The sequence below is a fragment of the Niallia sp. M35 genome (genome assembly GCF_050971705.1).
GTDB classification, from domain to species: domain Bacteria; phylum Bacillota; class Bacilli; order Bacillales; family Cytobacillaceae; genus Niallia; species Niallia circulans_A.
This window is the reverse complement of the sequence record NZ_JBPCEP010000006.1, coordinates 150114-166010: the sequence shown is the minus strand read 5'-3', so window position 1 is coordinate 166010 and position 15897 is coordinate 150114. Positions and strand designations below refer to the sequence as shown.

Below are 15897 nucleotides of genomic sequence, written 5' to 3'. Positions count from 1 at the left end.
TTGTTTTGTATTGATTACTTGGACTTTGTATGAATTCCTTTATCCATAATGTTTTGTTGTATCACTTGAAGTGGTATCATAGAGAAATATTAGATTTTTCCAATATATACTAAGAAAAAAAGAGGATGGATTTTAGGTGACTGCCGTTATTAAGATGATAGGGATTGCAGAAGGAAGCTTTTGTTTAAGATTAAATAAATCTTTCCTCTGAATGCTTTTCTATCCGGCTTCATAAACTAACGAAGGGTGATTTTTTTGAAGAATGTTTTTACTATTTACCGAAATGATTGGATTCGTATATTTAAGGCGCCTATTGCTGCACTTCTCATTGTGGCTTTAATGGTGCTGCCATCTTTATATGCGTGGTTTAATTTGGCTGCTTCGTGGGATCCATATTCGAATACGAGTGGGATAAAAATAGCAGTAACAAGTGAAGATGATGGAGCAGTTATTCGCGATTCCTCCGTCAATATTGGCGATGAAATTATTTCAAGCTTAAAGAAAAATGATAAGCTTGGCTGGGAATTTGTAAGTAAAGAAAAAGCGAAGGAGGGTGTTACAAAAGGAGAGTATTATGCAAGCTTGTACATACCTCATGATTTTTCTGCCAAGATTGCAACCATTTTAGAGGACAAACAAGTAAAGCCAGAAATTGATTATAGCGTAAATGAAAAGTTAAACGCAATCGCACCAAAGATGACTTCTACTGGTGCCTCGACGATTGTGCAGCAAGTAAAAGAAAACTTTATTCATACGGTAAGTGAATCCGTATTGGGTGTATTTAATGATGCTGGAATTAAGCTGGAAGAAGAATTACCGACGATTAGAAATATAGAAGAGAAAATTTTCGCATTAGAAAAAGAAGTTCCGAAAATAAATGAATTAGGAGAAAAAGTAGTAACACTGGAAGGTAAATTGCCTGAAATCAATAAACAAGCCCAAAAAATCTTAACATTAGAAGCAGCTTTTCCAGATATTAATGAAGCAAGTAAAAATATTCTGTTATTAGAAGAAAAGCTTCCGGAACTAGATAAGGTTGGAGAAGGCATTCTGGTATTACAGGAAAAGGCGCCAGAGATTCAAAAGCTAGCAGATGGCGTGATAGAGCTAGATGCTCATTTTGCTGACATTAGTGAAATGGTAACAAAAGCATTATCAAATGTAGAAGACATGCAGTCATTTCTGGAAACAGCAAGTGGTTCATTAGAGAAAATCCAACAAGGGATAAATAACGGGAAGCAATTAGCAGATACACTGCCGGCGTTTATCGATGCAAATGGGGAAGCGCTCGATGCGGTGGGACCAGTTTATAAACAAAATCTTCTTCTCCATCAAAAAACGGCTGATGCTGTTCATCAATTTGCTGGATTAGTTCAAAATGGTAATCTAACTGAAGAGGAAACAAAGACAAATGCAGTAGCTTTGCAAGCACAAGTGCAAACTAGTATCGATAGTTTAACACGTTCTATTGCATTATTTACTACTCTTAATAGTGCAACTCCAAATGGGGATGAGGCTCTTTTGTCTGAAATTAAAAACTTACAGGCATTACAAACCAATTTTCAGCAAGAAAAAGAGCTGCTACAAACGATACAGGCAGAGGATAAAGAAAAAGCATCCAGTTTATTGGCGTTGTCGCAAGAGGCAATCGAGCTTAGTACTACTCTAGTGAATCGCTATGACAAGCAAACAGAGCCAGCTATTCATCGTGCTTTAGAGGGGATAAAGGATTCGGCTCAAAATGCAATGAATGATTTGGAAAGTGCACAAGCGAATATACCAAAGCTAGAAGAGATATTAAAAAATACGGATGAGTCACTTGCCTTTGCGCAAGAAGAATTAACAAAGCTTCATTCTGACCTACCTACAATAGAAAAGAAGATTCATGAAACAACAAATCTTATCCAGAAAAATATGGATAAAGTTCTAGCAAGGATTAATGATGCTGCAGAATTTTATCAAAAATCTTTTCCAAGTCTAAAAGAGAAGATTTATGCAGCAGCAAGCTTTGTTCGTAATGATCTTCCGGCAGCTGAAAAAGATATTTCTAAAGTAGCTGCATTTATTAAAACAGATTTACCTAGAGTGGAAGAGGCTGTTCATAAAGCGGCAGATATGGTACAAAATGAATTGCCAAATTTAGAAGCGACCTTGACTAAAACGGCAGATTCTATCCGGAATTTTGAAGATGAGTATGATTTAGGAGAAATTATTTCCTTGTTGAAAAATGATATACAACAAGAAAGTGACTTTATATCTGATCCGATTGTATTAAATGAAAATTCGTTATTTCCTATTCCTAATTATGGATCAGCGAATTCGCCTTTTTATACAACCTTGAGTTTATGGGTTGGTGCCTTGCTGCTCATTTCTTTATTACGCGTGGATGTTCGAGATCCTGAAGGAATTTACACACCGAACCAAATTTACTTTGGCAGATGGCTAACCTTTGTCACAATTGGATTATGCCAGAGCTTAATTGTGACACTGGGAGATATGTTTATCTTAAAGGCATATGTAGCTGAGCCAGTTGCATTCGTATTGTTCAGCATGTTTATCAGCTTAGTATTTATGACAATTGTTTATACATTGGTTTCTGTTTTTGGCAACTTAGGTAAGGGATTAGCGATTATTTTTCTTGTATTGCAGCTATCTGGTTCTGGAGGAACTTTTCCTATTCAAGTTGCACCACCTTTTTTCCAAAAAATTAATCCCTACCTACCATTTACACATGCAATCAACCTATTAAGAGAAACCGTAGGCGGGATGGTAAAGGAAAAAGTATTATTTTCAATCAGCATGCTTATCATCTTTAGTGTAATTGCTTTGATTATTGCTCTATTTTTAAAAAAGCCATTGGCCAATGGAACAAGAAAAATGACAGAAAAGGCAAAAGCAAGCGAGATTATACATTAATAGTAACTACATGGGCAAGGAATTTCCCATAATGGAAAGCGAAGGACTGTTTCTACATATAGAACAGTCTTTTTTGCTTTTATTTTAAGAATAATGTAGTGCCTAAAAGGGTAAAAGAAGGAAGGTATCAGCCTTATTAAGTGTTTACGTTAATTATGTAAGGCTTCAAGGGAAACTGATGTTGGCTGAAAAAATTCGACTTTAGCTGAAAAGCCAGTGAGATTGGCTGATAAGATCGAAGATTGGCTGAAAAGCCCCCAGTTTTGGCTGATAAAAAAGAAGATTGGCTGAAAAGCCCCCAGTTTTGGCTGATAAAAAAGAAGATTGGCTGAAAAGCCCCCAGTTTTGGCTGATAAAAAAGAAGTTTGGCTGAAAAGCCCCTAACTTTGGCTGATAAAAAAGAAGTATGGCTGAAAAGCCCTCAGTTTTAGCTGATAAAAAAGAAGATTGGCTGAAAACCCAACAGATTTTGACTGATAAAACCCCATTTCGGCTAGAATTCTCTTATCTTTGCCATACTGGGAAGCATCTTTCCAGTAATTTCTCCTATATTTTACTACTCCTATGACGTAAACAGCTGATTGCTAATGGCTTCATTGTAAGTATTTGCTTTCCAAACTCAAACTATTAGAAACATCCTTAAAATATTATAGAAAAGAATAAATATCTTCTCCCTTCAGCTACGGAAGGTTGGCAGGATTTAATATCATCATTAAATACAATACAATACAATACGATACTACTTGTTTTATAACTACTAATAGGATTTATATTTCAGAAACAAATGGAAAAAAATATCATTGTAAACGTATTACTTTTTCATTGACAACTTGTATATACATCTATATCATTAGTTTTATAACATGTATATACAAGATTCGACAAATATTTGCAAACGTTTTATTAGTTTTGGAATAGAATTCATCTTCATCATAGAATGGGAGGACGTAAGAAATGAGCATAGATAAACAGCAGGTTAGTAATATAATTGACGCGATTGGCGGCAAAGAGAATATTTCTGCTGCAACGCATTGTGTGACAAGATTGCGATTTGCATTAGCAGATGAAGGAAAAGTAGATAAAGAGAAGCTTGAATCAATAGATTTAGTGAAAGGGTCGTTTTCGGCAAATGGACAATTTCAAGTTGTAATTGGTCCAGGTACGGTGGAGAAGGTTTATAAAGAATTAATCAATCAAACGGGTGCATCCGAAGGGTCGAAAGATGATGTCAAAAAAGCCTCAGAACAAAATTTAAATCCATTACAGCGTGCTGTAAAAATGTTAGCTGATATATTTATTCCGATTTTGCCTGCAATTGTAACAGCTGGTTTACTAATGGGAATCAATAATGTCCTAACAGGTGAAGGTATCTTTTTTGAGCAATCGGTGGTTCAAGCATATCCACAATGGGCAGACTTTGCTAGTATTATCAATTTAATAGCTAATACAGCGTTTACTTTTTTACCCGGTTTAATCGGCTGGTCTGCAATGACTCGATTTGGCGGCAGTCCTTTATTAGGGATTGTGCTTGGATTAATGCTCGTTCATCCTGATTTATTGAATGCATGGGGATATGGAAGTGCAAAAGAAATTCCGACATGGAACATTTTTGGTTTAGAAGTAGAAAAGGTTGGCTATCAAGGTCAGGTTTTACCAGTCCTGCTTGCTTCTTATGTTTTAGCTAAATTAGAAATTTTCTTAAGAAACAGAATTCCAGATTCTTTTCAAATGTTATTCGTGGCACCTATTGCTTTACTTGTAACTGGTTTTGTATCATTTATTGCAATCGGTCCCATCACATTTTTTATTGGCAACTTAATTACAGATGGCGTTGTAGCAATTTTTGATTTTGCGCCAATTTTAGGTGGATTAATATACGGCGGATTATATGCACCGCTTGTTATTACTGGTATGCATCATACATTCTTAGCAGTAGATTTGCAGTTGATCGGAAGCACTGGCGGAACATTTCTATGGCCGATGGTTGCTTTATCCAATATTGCTCAAGGGTCAGCAGCACTTGCCATGTTGTTTATATTAAAAGATGAAAAATTAAAGAGTTTGTCAGTAACTTCAGCTATCTCCGCGTATCTTGGTGTTACGGAGCCAGCGTTGTTTGGTGTTAATCTGCGCTTCCGCTTTGCCTTTATTTCGGCCATTATTGGATCTGCTATAGCTGGTGCCTTTATTTCTATCCAAGCAGTAAAAGCACCTTCAATAGGAGTAGGCGGCTTGCCAGGATTCCTGTCCATTTTCCCTAATAATTGGGGAGCATTCTTCATTGGAATGGCCATTGTCATAATCGTCCCATTCCTTTTAACAATATTATTTGGAAAAGTGCGCAAGGCGCAATAAATAGTAGAGTATTTATAACAGAAGGTATCAATGATTCATATTGATATCTTCTGTTTTTATTTAAACATACCTACATAAATGATTAAGAAAGAAAGTGAAAAGAAATCTATGCTTCTTTTTATCTTATATGGTGAAGAATACATTAATATGCGACTTACAATATGATCCTGAAAGTCATATAATTCGCATAGAACAATCCTATTTATCTTGAATTGTCTCTTCTGCTGTTTTTGGTATTTAATAGTTTGTGAGTATCGTTTTTCAAATTACCTTTCCAATTTTTAATTATCTTGGTAAAGTAGTCGTAATAATAAGGAGTTAGTAAAGAAAGGTGGGTGAATCATTTTTTTGAAAACGTTTAAATTTAAAGATAGATTACGAAAGGAAATTATGGTAAGTTCGCTTATTACTATCTCGCTGGCTTCCTTGGTGATTTTTGGAGGACTATTTGGCTACTATTACTATTCAATCAACCAAGAAATAACAGAAGAAAGGGAAAGGATTACTAATCAGTATAAAAGTATAACTAGTTACCTTGATGAAAATTTAGAAATGTACAGCGAAACCATATTTGCAAGATATGTAGATGGAAAATTAACTGATAGAGATTTATATGAAGAGTATTATCACCTTCTAAGCAGAAAGGAAAGGAATATAAGAATTCGGTTATTATTATTGGATAAAAATAAAAATTTATTATTTGATAGCGAGAAGAAAGAAGATATTAGGTTGATCTATTTCTTAAATACGGTAGTAGATAATAATCCATTAGAGGAAAAAGTTATCCGTCGGATATTTATGACTCCTCAAAGAGAGCATACCTTATTATCCTTAAAAAAGATAAAGGAGGATTCCTATACGATTGGATATGCGGCTTTTTTAATGAATGGAAATGATTTTCTGCAAAACTCTTCAGGAAATGGAACCCAATATCTACTGTATGATAATTATCATAATGTTTTCTCCAGTAGCTCATTCGAATTTTTAAAAGGATCTTTAGAAAAAGTAAGTTCAGAAGTAAGGGATGGAAATTTTCAAAGTGAAGAAGAGAACTATTACTCCAAACATAGACTGCTGGAATCAAATATGAATTTAATTGTTTATAAAAAATTAGAATCACTAAACATATTATGGCGCTTTTCGTTTAGCATCGTCATGATTTTGGTTTTCTTTTTATTACTTTTTTCTCGTTATTCCTCTAAAAAGATCGCTTACAATAATGCTAGATATGTGGAATTTATATCCAATGAAATGAAAAAAGTAACAAATAATAAAAACTATCGCTTTAAGATAGAGTCAAAAGATGAATTCCAATTTTTGAGTGAAAATATAAATCAAATGCTCGATGAATTAGAAGAATTAAATCAAAATAACATTTCTTTACTAAAGGAAAATGTCATCTCAGAACGCAAAATGTTAGAGGCGCAATTTAATCCTCACTTTCTGTATAATACATTGGAAACGATACGAGTAGCAACTTATTATGATACAGAATTAGCTAACAAATTAATCTTAAATCTAAATACCATTTTGAGATATAGCATTTCCAAAATGAATGAAGTAGCAGCCATTAAAACCGATATGCTTTATATTAAAAACTATTTGGAAATTTGCAAAGAACGGTTTGAGCGATTTACGTTTGACATAACGATAGAGGAACAAACAGAGGAATTCCTCATTCCGAAATTGTTAATTTTGCCAATAGTAGAAAATAGTATGAAATATGGATTTAGAGATAGAAGAGATTTACATTTATCAATTAATATCGTCAGAACTGGGGAAAGTTTGACGATACAAATAAGCGATAATGGAGGAGGTATAGATGATAGTACGTTAGTTAAAGTAAATTCAAATGTATTTAAGAAAAGTGGGAACCATCATGGCCTATATAATGCAAAGAGAAGATTATTATTAATGTACCCAAATTCTTACTTCAAAGTAAAAAGTCCTGGGGAACATACGACTGTCATTATGAAAATCAGGGAGTGAGAGAAAAATGTACAGAGTTCTCATTATTGAAGATGAAAAATTAATAAGAAAATGGCTGCGTTATGGTTTTGATTATGAATCAGTTAATTGCGTAGTAATTGGAGAAGCAAGTGATGGGGAAGAAGGAATTGAACTTATAAATGAACTAAAGCCTGATATTGTCATTACAGATATTAATATGCCAAGAAAAAATGCCTTTCAAATGCTTGAAGAAACAAAATATCTTATTTTTTCAAAAATTATTGTCTCGGGATATAATGATTTTCCTAATGCAAAAAAGGCAATTTCTTATGACGCAGTTGAATTTATTGTAAAACCGATAAATGAATCAGAATTAAAAGAAGCTATCAGAAAAGCAGGGACAATGGTAGATATATTGAAACTGGAACAAAAGGAAAAGCAGAAAATAGACGATATGATTAAGGGGTTAGCACATTCATCTTTTGAGGGTCATTATGATCATTTAGTTAAGCAGATGATTCAATATATTGAGAAAAATTACGCAAAAAAGTTTACTTTTAATGCAGTGTCAAATGAACTGGGATATAGCTCATCTCTTCTTTATAAGAAATTTAAAGAGGAAACCAAACAAACTTTTAATGAATACCTGAATCAATATCGAATAAAAAAATCAATTGAAGAGGTTCAACGCGGAGAGTATAAAATTTATCAAATAGCTGAAAAAGTTGGTTTCACTGATTATAAGTATTTTAATCAAGTGTTTAAGAAATACACAGGATATACTTGTACTGAATTTTTGGAGAGAAAGTAGTGTAGAATTTTCTCTGAATTTATAGAATAGTACCATTTGAAAGCGTTTGCTTATATATTATCCTAAACATATCAATGATAAGGAGAGGATAATAAATGAAAAGATATTGGAAAATGTTCATTTTAGTAGTTGTGGGTGTATTAGCACTAACTGCTTGTTCATCTGAAGAGAAAGCGGGAGAAGGAGCATCGGATAAATTAGTTATTTACACACCAAATTCAGAAGGGTTAATTAATGCGACAATCCCTGCCTTTGAAGAAAAATATGGAATCAAGGTTGAGTTAATTCAGGCTGGTACAGGAGAGTTATTCAAAAAGTTGGAAAGCGAAAAAGACTCTCCAGTGGCGGATGTAATGTTTGGAGGAACCTATACTACTTATGCTCTTCATGGAGAATTATTCGAAGAATATGTTTCTGCTGAAAACGAAAACGTAATAGAGGAATATCGCAATACTAATGGGTATTCTACTCCATTTACTTTAGATGGAAGTGTACTTGTTGTAAATAAAGATCTGACAAAAGGAGTGGATATTAAAGGATATGCTGATTTATTGAATCCCGAGTTAAAAGGAAAAATCTCTACAGCTGATCCAGTTAATTCATCAAGTGCATTTTCGCAATTAACGAATATTTTACTTGCAAAGGGCGGATATGATTCAGATGATGCCTGGAATTATGTAGAAGATCTCTTTACAAATATAGATGGAAAAATCAACTCTAGTTCTAGTAATGTATATAAAACAGTGGCCGATGGAGAGATGGCAGTTGGATTATCTTATGAAGATCCGACAGTGAAGTTATTGAATGATGGAGCGAATGTTGAAATTATTTATCCAGAAGAAGGTACGGTTTTCTTACCTGCAAACTCAGCGGTTGTGAAAAATGCCAAAAATATGGATAATGCGAAAAAATTCCTTGATTTCATTATTTCTAAAGATGTTCAAGAGGTACTTGCAAAATCAACAACTAATAGACCAGTTAGAGATGATGTAGAAATCGGAGAAAATATGAAGCCGCTTGCAGATATTAAGACATTAACAGAAGACTATGAATATGTTATTCAGCATAAGGATGAAATTGTCCAACATTATAATGAAATATTTGTTGATATTCAATCTAAATAATGAGAGGCCAGGAGGTGAAAGAGAATGAGTTTTATTAATATAGAGCATGCCAAAAAGGAATATGGAGGAGTAGCGGTAATTCCAGATCTAACCCTGAACATAAAAGATGGATCTTTATTTACCCTCTTAGGTCCATCTGGATGTGGGAAAACAACCTTACTGAGAATGATAGCTGGTTTTAATTCAATAGAAGGAGGAAACTTCTATTTTAATGAGAACAGAATAAATGATAAAGAACCAAGTAAAAGAAATATTGGAATGGTATTTCAAAACTACGCAATCTTTCCTCATTTAACGGTAAGAGAAAATGTAGAATTTGGTTTAAAACAAAGAAAACTTACGAAAGAGGAAATCCAACAGAGGACGACTCAATATTTGAAATTAATGCAAATTGAGCAATATAGTGAGCGGAAACCAGAAAAATTAAGTGGTGGACAACAGCAGCGTGTTGCGCTAGCACGTGCATTAGCAATAAATCCTGATGTACTACTGATGGATGAACCGCTAAGTAACTTAGATGCTAAATTAAGACTTGATATGCGCCAAGCTATTAGGGATATCCAAAGAGAAGTGGGAATAACAACCGTATATGTTACCCATGATCAAGAAGAAGCCATGGCAATTTCAGATCAGATTGCTGTTATGAATAATGGAGTAATTCAGCAAATTGGAAGTCCGAAAGAATTATATCACCGCCCTGCTAATGAATTTGTTGCTACCTTTATTGGGAGAACCAATATACAAGAAGCGAAACTAGTTTCTACTGGAGATAGTGCCACAATAGAGTTCGAAAATGGTTTTAATCTTTCCTTTGATGAACTAGCCAGCGAACATAGTCAAAGAGTTAGAGTGAGTATTAGACCAGAGGAATATGTAAGAACAAAGCAAAATCCTGATACTATTCGTGGCGTAATAACTGATAGTGTCTACCTAGGAATGAATACGGAATATTTCATTCATCTTGATACAGGAGAAAATATTCAAGTAAGTGAAGAGTCAACATTTGAAGAAGATTTGAAGGCTGGGGATGAAGTCTGGCTGGAGATAAATAAACAAAAAATCAATATATTTACAGATGATGGTTCACGTAATTTATTGGGGGTGTAAATAATGAGAAACAAGTTTAAATTTAATATTTGGACCGGCTCCTCCTTATTTATCCTTCTTACTTATACCGTTTTCCTTATATATCCGGTATTAATGATTTTAATACAAGCATTATTTATAAATGGTTCCTTTTCATTAAAATACTTTGTTGAGTTTTTCTCTAAAAGTTACTACTCGGAAACATTAATCAATAGTTTTAAAGTTTCTATTTCTGCAACGTTCTTTGCGTTAGTAATTGGAATAACTTTAGCTTATTTATTTTCCATGTTTCAGTTTAAAGGAAAAAAAGTGCTGCAAGTATTAATTATTATAGCTTCCATGTCAGCACCTTTTATTGGTGCCTACTCATGGATCCTATTATTAGGAAGAAATGGAGTCATTACTAAATTTTTAGTGGAATATCTTCATTTTCCTCCATTTGATATTTACGGATTTTCTGGAATAACCCTAGTTTTTACTTTGCAGTTGTTCCCGCTTATTTTCTTATATGTTACAGGTGCCTTCAAGAGTATTGATAATTCGATTTTAGAAGCAGCTGAGAGTATGGGATGTACAGGAATAGCTCGGTTTTTCAAAGTGTTATTACCACTGTTGATTCCTACCATTTTAGCAGGAGCTTTACTAGTTTTTATGCGGGCGTTTTCCGATTTTGGAACCCCAATGTTAATTGGAGAAGGTTATCGAACTTTCCCGGTGTTAATTTATACGCAGTTCATTAGTGAGGTAGGAGGAAATGCAGCATTTGCAGCTTCTTTAGCTATTATTGCAATTGTTATTGCCTTAGTCATATTTTTAATTCAGAAATATGTGTCCAATAAAAATTCTTTTAGTATGAGTTCGCTTCACCCTGTGCAGCCCAAAAGTATGAAAGGATTTAAGAAACTTTTTGTTTATATAGTAGTTTATGGCATTGTATTTATTGCGATGCTGCCACAATTTTACCTGATGTATACCTCGTTTTTAAATACAAAAGGGATGGTATTTCAAGAGGGATATTCTTTTAATAGTTATATAGAAGCATGGGATAGAATGGGATCAGCGATAATTAACACGATAAGGATACCTTTCTTAGCCCTAGTAATCGTAGTTATTTTTGCTATCTTTATTTCTTATTTGGCGGTAAGGAAACGTAACCTATTTACATCATTGATTGATAGTTTAAGTATGATTCCTTATATTGTTCCTGGCACTGTTTTAGGGATAGCCTTATTAGCATCATTTAATACGGGAATAGGTGGAAGTGGAATAATCGCAATTACTGGTACAGCGTTTATTATGGTTATTTCTTTATCTATTAGAAGATTGCCGTATACGATAAGATCATCAGTAGCCTCCTTACAGCAAATTCCACCTTCTATTGAGGAAGCGGCTGAAAGTTTAGGCAGTAGCCGGTTAAATACTTTTATCAAAATAACCGTTCCAATGATGTTGCCTGGCATTATCTCTGGAGCAATATTGAGCTGGATTACCATGCTTTCAGAGCTTTCTACGTCCATATTGCTATATACGGTGAATACCAAAACAATGACAGTAGCAATCTATACGGAGGTAATTCGGGGGAATTATGGTATTGCAGCAGCACTGTCTACAATATTAACGATAATAACAGTTCTCTCTCTCTTAATATTTATGAAAGTATCTAAAAATGATAGTATTACGCTATAACTTTTGCCTATAGATTAACGAGTAGTTGTTTAAGAGAAGTAGATGCAAATCAAAGAGGCTCCCATCTCATCAAAACTGCGTTATATCGGTTTTGTGAGATCGGAGTTTTTTGTATTGAGATAGTAAAATTAAAAGGAATATGCAGATTTTGTCGAAAGAATTTTATAGAAATATAGGAAAAACTACCGATAGTAAATGGGTGGGATTTACTTCTTAATGACTACTTTTCAAGTTATAGGAAGAGGCTCCTAAATATAATTTTTTGGAGGACAGCATGATTGGCTTAGGACTTATAGGATTATTATTAATGGTATTTGCGCTTATTTACTTCGTTATCTATTTGCTTAAAAAGGTGAGAGGCAGAAATCCAATTCTTTCAAAGAAAATATTTTATTTTTCCTTAATTGGTGGTTTCTTATTAATGATTCTTTCGGCTTCTTTTCTTGATACAGGAACTCAAGGACAATTACAAGAAGTAGAGGGAAAGAATAGTAAATTAGAGTCAGAAGTAAAAGCATTAAAAACAAAAGCAAAAGAGCTTGAAGATAAAGTCGTAGAACTCGAATCAGATAAAGAAAAACTTTCAACTGAATTAAGTGATACAGAAGCTAAGCTCTCTGATAGCAAGGATCAAGATAAGGAATTTGCAGAATACAAAAAATCACAAGAAGAAAAAATCGCTAACTTAGAAAGTGAAAAGAAGGAGCTTGAAGAAAAAGTAAATAACTTAGAAGACAAAGTTGCTGCGGCGAACACGCCATCAAGTTCTTCAACAAAAGCTTCGAATTCAGGCAGTACCGCTAGTTCCAAAAATAATAATGCAACTGCTTCAACTGTTAATTCAGGCAATAATAATTTTGCTAATTGTACGGAATTAAGATCTGTCTATCCAAATGGGGTACCAAGCTCTCATCCTGCTTATCAGTCAAAAATGGATAGAGATAAGGATGGGTATGCTTGTGAGAGATAAGAAATCTTTCATTAATTAATACATATTTATCTATTCTTATGATTAATAGCTGTCTCTTTGTAGAGACAGCTATTTTAGTAGCTAGCATTAAAGCTTCTGTGTATCAGAAACAGGCTCATTTACATCATTAGTATCAGCTTTTTTAATCGTAAAGTAGGCAATCAAGAAAGCGGATCCGATGGCAATAATAATTCCAGCTATCGCATATGGGAAGTAAGGACCAACATAGGCAACTAGACTTACGATACTAGAAAGGATATAGCCATATATTCTCACTCCTGCAGCGGCAAAGAAGGTAGCGGCAATGGCACTTCCGATTGTACATGCAATAAATGCTTTTTTATTTTTAATTAATACACCGAATAAAGCAGGTTCTGTAATGCCGAGTAGTGCTGATATAGTTGCAGAAATGATAATCGATTTCTCCATTTTATTTTTTGCTTTAAAGAACATAGCAAAGGTCGCTCCAGCAATTGCCATATTGGTCATAAACATCATTGGCATTAACATATCATAGCCTTTATCGGCGAAGTTTTGCAGGGCGATTGGCGTGATAGCGTGATGCACTCCGAATACAATTTCAATGGGTCTTGCTCCTCCCATTACAACACCAGCTACTATAGGCGAAATATCAAATAAAAGTTCGATAACATAAGCCAATGCCTTACCGACATAACCACCCAATGGACCCGTGACAATTAAAGAAAAAGGAATAGCAATAAATAGAGCCAAAGTAGGTGTAAATACTGTGCGTAAAACATTTGGCATAAAACGGTCCACCCATTTGTGAATATGGCTTAATGCCCAAACTGAAAGGATAACAGGTATAACTGTACCAGAATAATTAATAACGGGAATCGGTAAGCCGATAAATTGGAATTGACTTATTTCTCCTAATTTAGCTGCATCCAATAAGGTTGGATACATCAGTCCTCCAGCGATGGCAATAGCTAAGTATTGATTGGTTTTAAAGATTTTTGCTGCTGAGGCTGCTAAAAAGAATGGTAGAAAGTAAAAGACACCGCTTGCAACTAAATCTAAAATAGTGACAGTTTCACTTTCCTTAGAAAGAATATTTAAGGCAATGAGTCCAGCTAATATCCCTTTTATCATTCCAGCTCCGGCAATAGCAGGAACTATTGGTCCGAAAACACCTGAAACAACATCTAGTAATCTTCCAAAAACTCCTTTTTTCTTGTCGCCTTCTTGTGCTTCTTGCTTATCTTCATCTAGTCCTAACTCATCGATGATTGCTGTATAAAATTTTTGGACATGGGTACCAATAATGATTTGGTATTGATCACTTTGTAATTGTTCTCCGATTACTCCATCCAGCTGTTTTATTTGCTCTCTTTTTATTAACGACTGGTCATATAAATCGAAACGTAAACGAGTCATACAATGCCAAACTTTTTTAATATTACTTTTACCGCCAACATATTCAATGATTTTTGAAATCGTGTCTTTTTCCCTCATAGTTTCATAGCATCCTTTCCTCTTACATAAATGCGGAAAATGTATAATTGCACTTTGATTTGACAAGGAAATCATAGCATAGCTCTTTAATTTTGAAAACGGTTTAAAAATACCAAGATAATGAGCTGGTCCTTATAAAATAAAGGTTTTTTCCGATTTGTTTATAAAATTGGTACGGTAAATTAACGTTATATTATGACTTGCCTAACCAAATTGACGCTGTATTTTTCCTATGTTTAAATTTAAGTATTGATTGGCTTTGATTTGACAAGAAGAAGCAAAGAGAGAGAAGGAGATTTTGGTGGAACCGACAATTATAACAGATATTAAATCTTTTGTAACCAATCCACATCGGCATAATTTAGTTGTCGTGAAAGTGGAAACTAATAAAGGGATTTATGGATATGGCTGTGCAACCTTTCAGCAGCGGCCTTTAGCAGTTCAATCCATCCTTGAGGAATATCTAAAACCCTTATTATTAAATAAAGATGCCAATCATATTGAAGATTTATGGCAGATGATGATGGTGAATTCCTATTGGCGCAATGGACCAGTAATAAATAATGCGATTGCCGGCATCGACATGGCCTTATGGGATATAAAAGCAAAGCTTGCTAATATGCCTCTTTATCAATTGCTAGGCGGAAAATCTAAAAATGCCATTGCCGCATATACTCATGCAGACGGATTAACACTCGATGAACTTTTCGCCAATGTTGATGAGTTAATCCAAAAGGGATATCGTCATATTCGTTGTCAGTTGGGGAAATATGGTGGGAAAAATCAAAAAATGCACTTGACGAACGAGCTAAGTGAAGGGGAATATTTTGATCCAGATATTTATATGACAGATGTCATTACTATGTTTAAGGCACTTCGTGAAAAATATGGCTATTCTATTCACTTCTTACACGATGTTCATGAGCGGTTATTTCCAAATCAAGCCCTTCAGTTGGCAAAAGAACTGGAACCATATAAGCTTTATTTCTTAGAAGATATTTTGCCGCCTGATCAAAATGAATGGCTTTCCCAACTAAAAGTACAATGTACGACACCTATTGCGACGGGAGAACTTTTTAATAATCCAATGGAATGGAGAAATCTAATCGTTAATCGACAAATTGATTATATACGCTGTCATGTTTCACAAATTGGTGGAATTACCCCAGCACTTAAGCTAGCTGCTCTTTGTGAAAATTTTGGTGTGCGCATTGCGTGGCATGGGCCTTCTGATATGACGCCAATTGGGGTGGCGGTTAATACGCATTTAAATATTCATCTTCATAGCGCGGCAATTCAAGAGATTCAGGAACCAGATGAAACGACAATGAAAATGTTCCCGCATGCGATAAAAGTGCATGAAGGTTATATTTACCCAATTGAAAGAGAGGGAATTGGCGTAGAATTTGATGAGGAAATGGCGAAGAATTACCCTGTTATCTATCGCAAACATGAATGGACACAAGCCCGAATACCAAACGGCGCTATTCATACACCATAATAGAAATGAAGAGAGAGGTCTT

At 34.4% G+C, this 15897-nt stretch carries 9 protein-coding genes and 1 pseudogene; 9 read left to right on the top strand and 1 reads right to left on the bottom strand.

Going from position 1 to position 15897, the window contains the following annotated elements:
• Nucleotides 1-255 precede the first annotated feature (255 nt).
• From NiCM35_RS09845 to NiCM35_RS09810, 8 genes and pseudogenes are all read left to right on the top strand, one after another.
• Nucleotides 256-2916, top strand: coding sequence for a YhgE/Pip family protein (locus NiCM35_RS09845; RefSeq protein ID WP_433779338.1), 2661 nt, complete (start codon nucleotides 256-258; stop codon nucleotides 2914-2916).
• 954 nt (nucleotides 2917-3870) lie between these two features.
• Nucleotides 3871-5271, top strand: coding sequence for a PTS system trehalose-specific EIIBC component (gene treP, locus NiCM35_RS09840; protein ID WP_095329816.1), 1401 nt, complete (start codon nucleotides 3871-3873; stop codon nucleotides 5269-5271).
• A 348-nt stretch (nucleotides 5272-5619) separates the two neighbouring features.
• On the top strand, nucleotides 5620-7260 hold the full coding sequence (locus NiCM35_RS09835) for a sensor histidine kinase (protein WP_095329817.1): 1641 nt from the start codon (nucleotides 5620-5622) through the stop codon (nucleotides 7258-7260).
• Between the two features lie 7 nt (nucleotides 7261-7267).
• A complete protein-coding gene (locus NiCM35_RS09830; RefSeq protein ID WP_095259504.1) occupies nucleotides 7268-8032 on the top strand; it encodes a response regulator transcription factor in 765 nt (254 codons plus the stop codon).
• A gap of 95 nt (nucleotides 8033-8127) precedes the next feature.
• Complete coding sequence (locus NiCM35_RS09825) at nucleotides 8128-9156, top strand: ABC transporter substrate-binding protein (protein ID WP_341123243.1); 1029 nt, start codon at nucleotides 8128-8130, stop codon at nucleotides 9154-9156.
• 24 nt (nucleotides 9157-9180) lie between these two features.
• A complete protein-coding gene (locus NiCM35_RS09820; RefSeq protein WP_433779336.1) occupies nucleotides 9181-10263 on the top strand; it encodes an ABC transporter ATP-binding protein in 1083 nt (360 codons plus the stop codon).
• Between the two features lie 3 nt (nucleotides 10264-10266).
• Nucleotides 10267-11928, top strand: coding sequence for an ABC transporter permease (locus tag NiCM35_RS09815; protein WP_047944411.1), 1662 nt, complete (start codon nucleotides 10267-10269; stop codon nucleotides 11926-11928).
• A gap of 853 nt (nucleotides 11929-12781) precedes the next feature.
• A pseudogene (locus NiCM35_RS09810) lies at nucleotides 12782-12898 on the top strand (excalibur calcium-binding domain-containing protein); the annotation flags it as partial.
• Nucleotides 12899-12985: 87 nt separating this feature from the next.
• Here NiCM35_RS09810 and NiCM35_RS09805 read toward each other — a convergent pair.
• Nucleotides 12986-14374 carry a PTS transporter subunit EIIC gene (locus tag NiCM35_RS09805; RefSeq protein WP_095329819.1) on the bottom strand — a complete coding sequence of 463 codons (1389 nt, stop codon included), beginning with the start codon at nucleotides 14372-14374 and terminating at the stop codon, nucleotides 12986-12988.
• 301 nt (nucleotides 14375-14675) lie between these two features.
• Between NiCM35_RS09805 and NiCM35_RS09800 the strand changes: the two genes are divergently transcribed.
• Entirely contained in the window at nucleotides 14676-15875 is a 1200-nt protein-coding gene (locus NiCM35_RS09800) for an enolase C-terminal domain-like protein (RefSeq protein ID WP_095329820.1), read from the top strand.
• Nucleotides 15876-15897: the final 22 nt, after the last annotated feature.

Coding starts and splice junctions, on each gene's coding strand:
- NiCM35_RS09820 (WP_433779336.1), top strand. CDS start 9,181: ATGAGTTTTATTAATATAGAGCATGCCAAAAAGGAATATGGAGGAGTA.
- treP (WP_095329816.1), top strand. CDS start 3,871: ATGAGCATAGATAAACAGCAGGTTAGTAATATAATTGACGCGATTGGC.
- NiCM35_RS09830 (WP_095259504.1), top strand. CDS start 7,268: ATGTACAGAGTTCTCATTATTGAAGATGAAAAATTAATAAGAAAATGG.
- NiCM35_RS09825 (WP_341123243.1), top strand. CDS start 8,128: ATGAAAAGATATTGGAAAATGTTCATTTTAGTAGTTGTGGGTGTATTA.
- NiCM35_RS09815 (WP_047944411.1), top strand. CDS start 10,267: ATGAGAAACAAGTTTAAATTTAATATTTGGACCGGCTCCTCCTTATTT.
- NiCM35_RS09805 (WP_095329819.1), bottom strand. CDS start 14,374: ATGAGGGAAAAAGACACGATTTCAAAAATCATTGAATATGTTGGCGGT.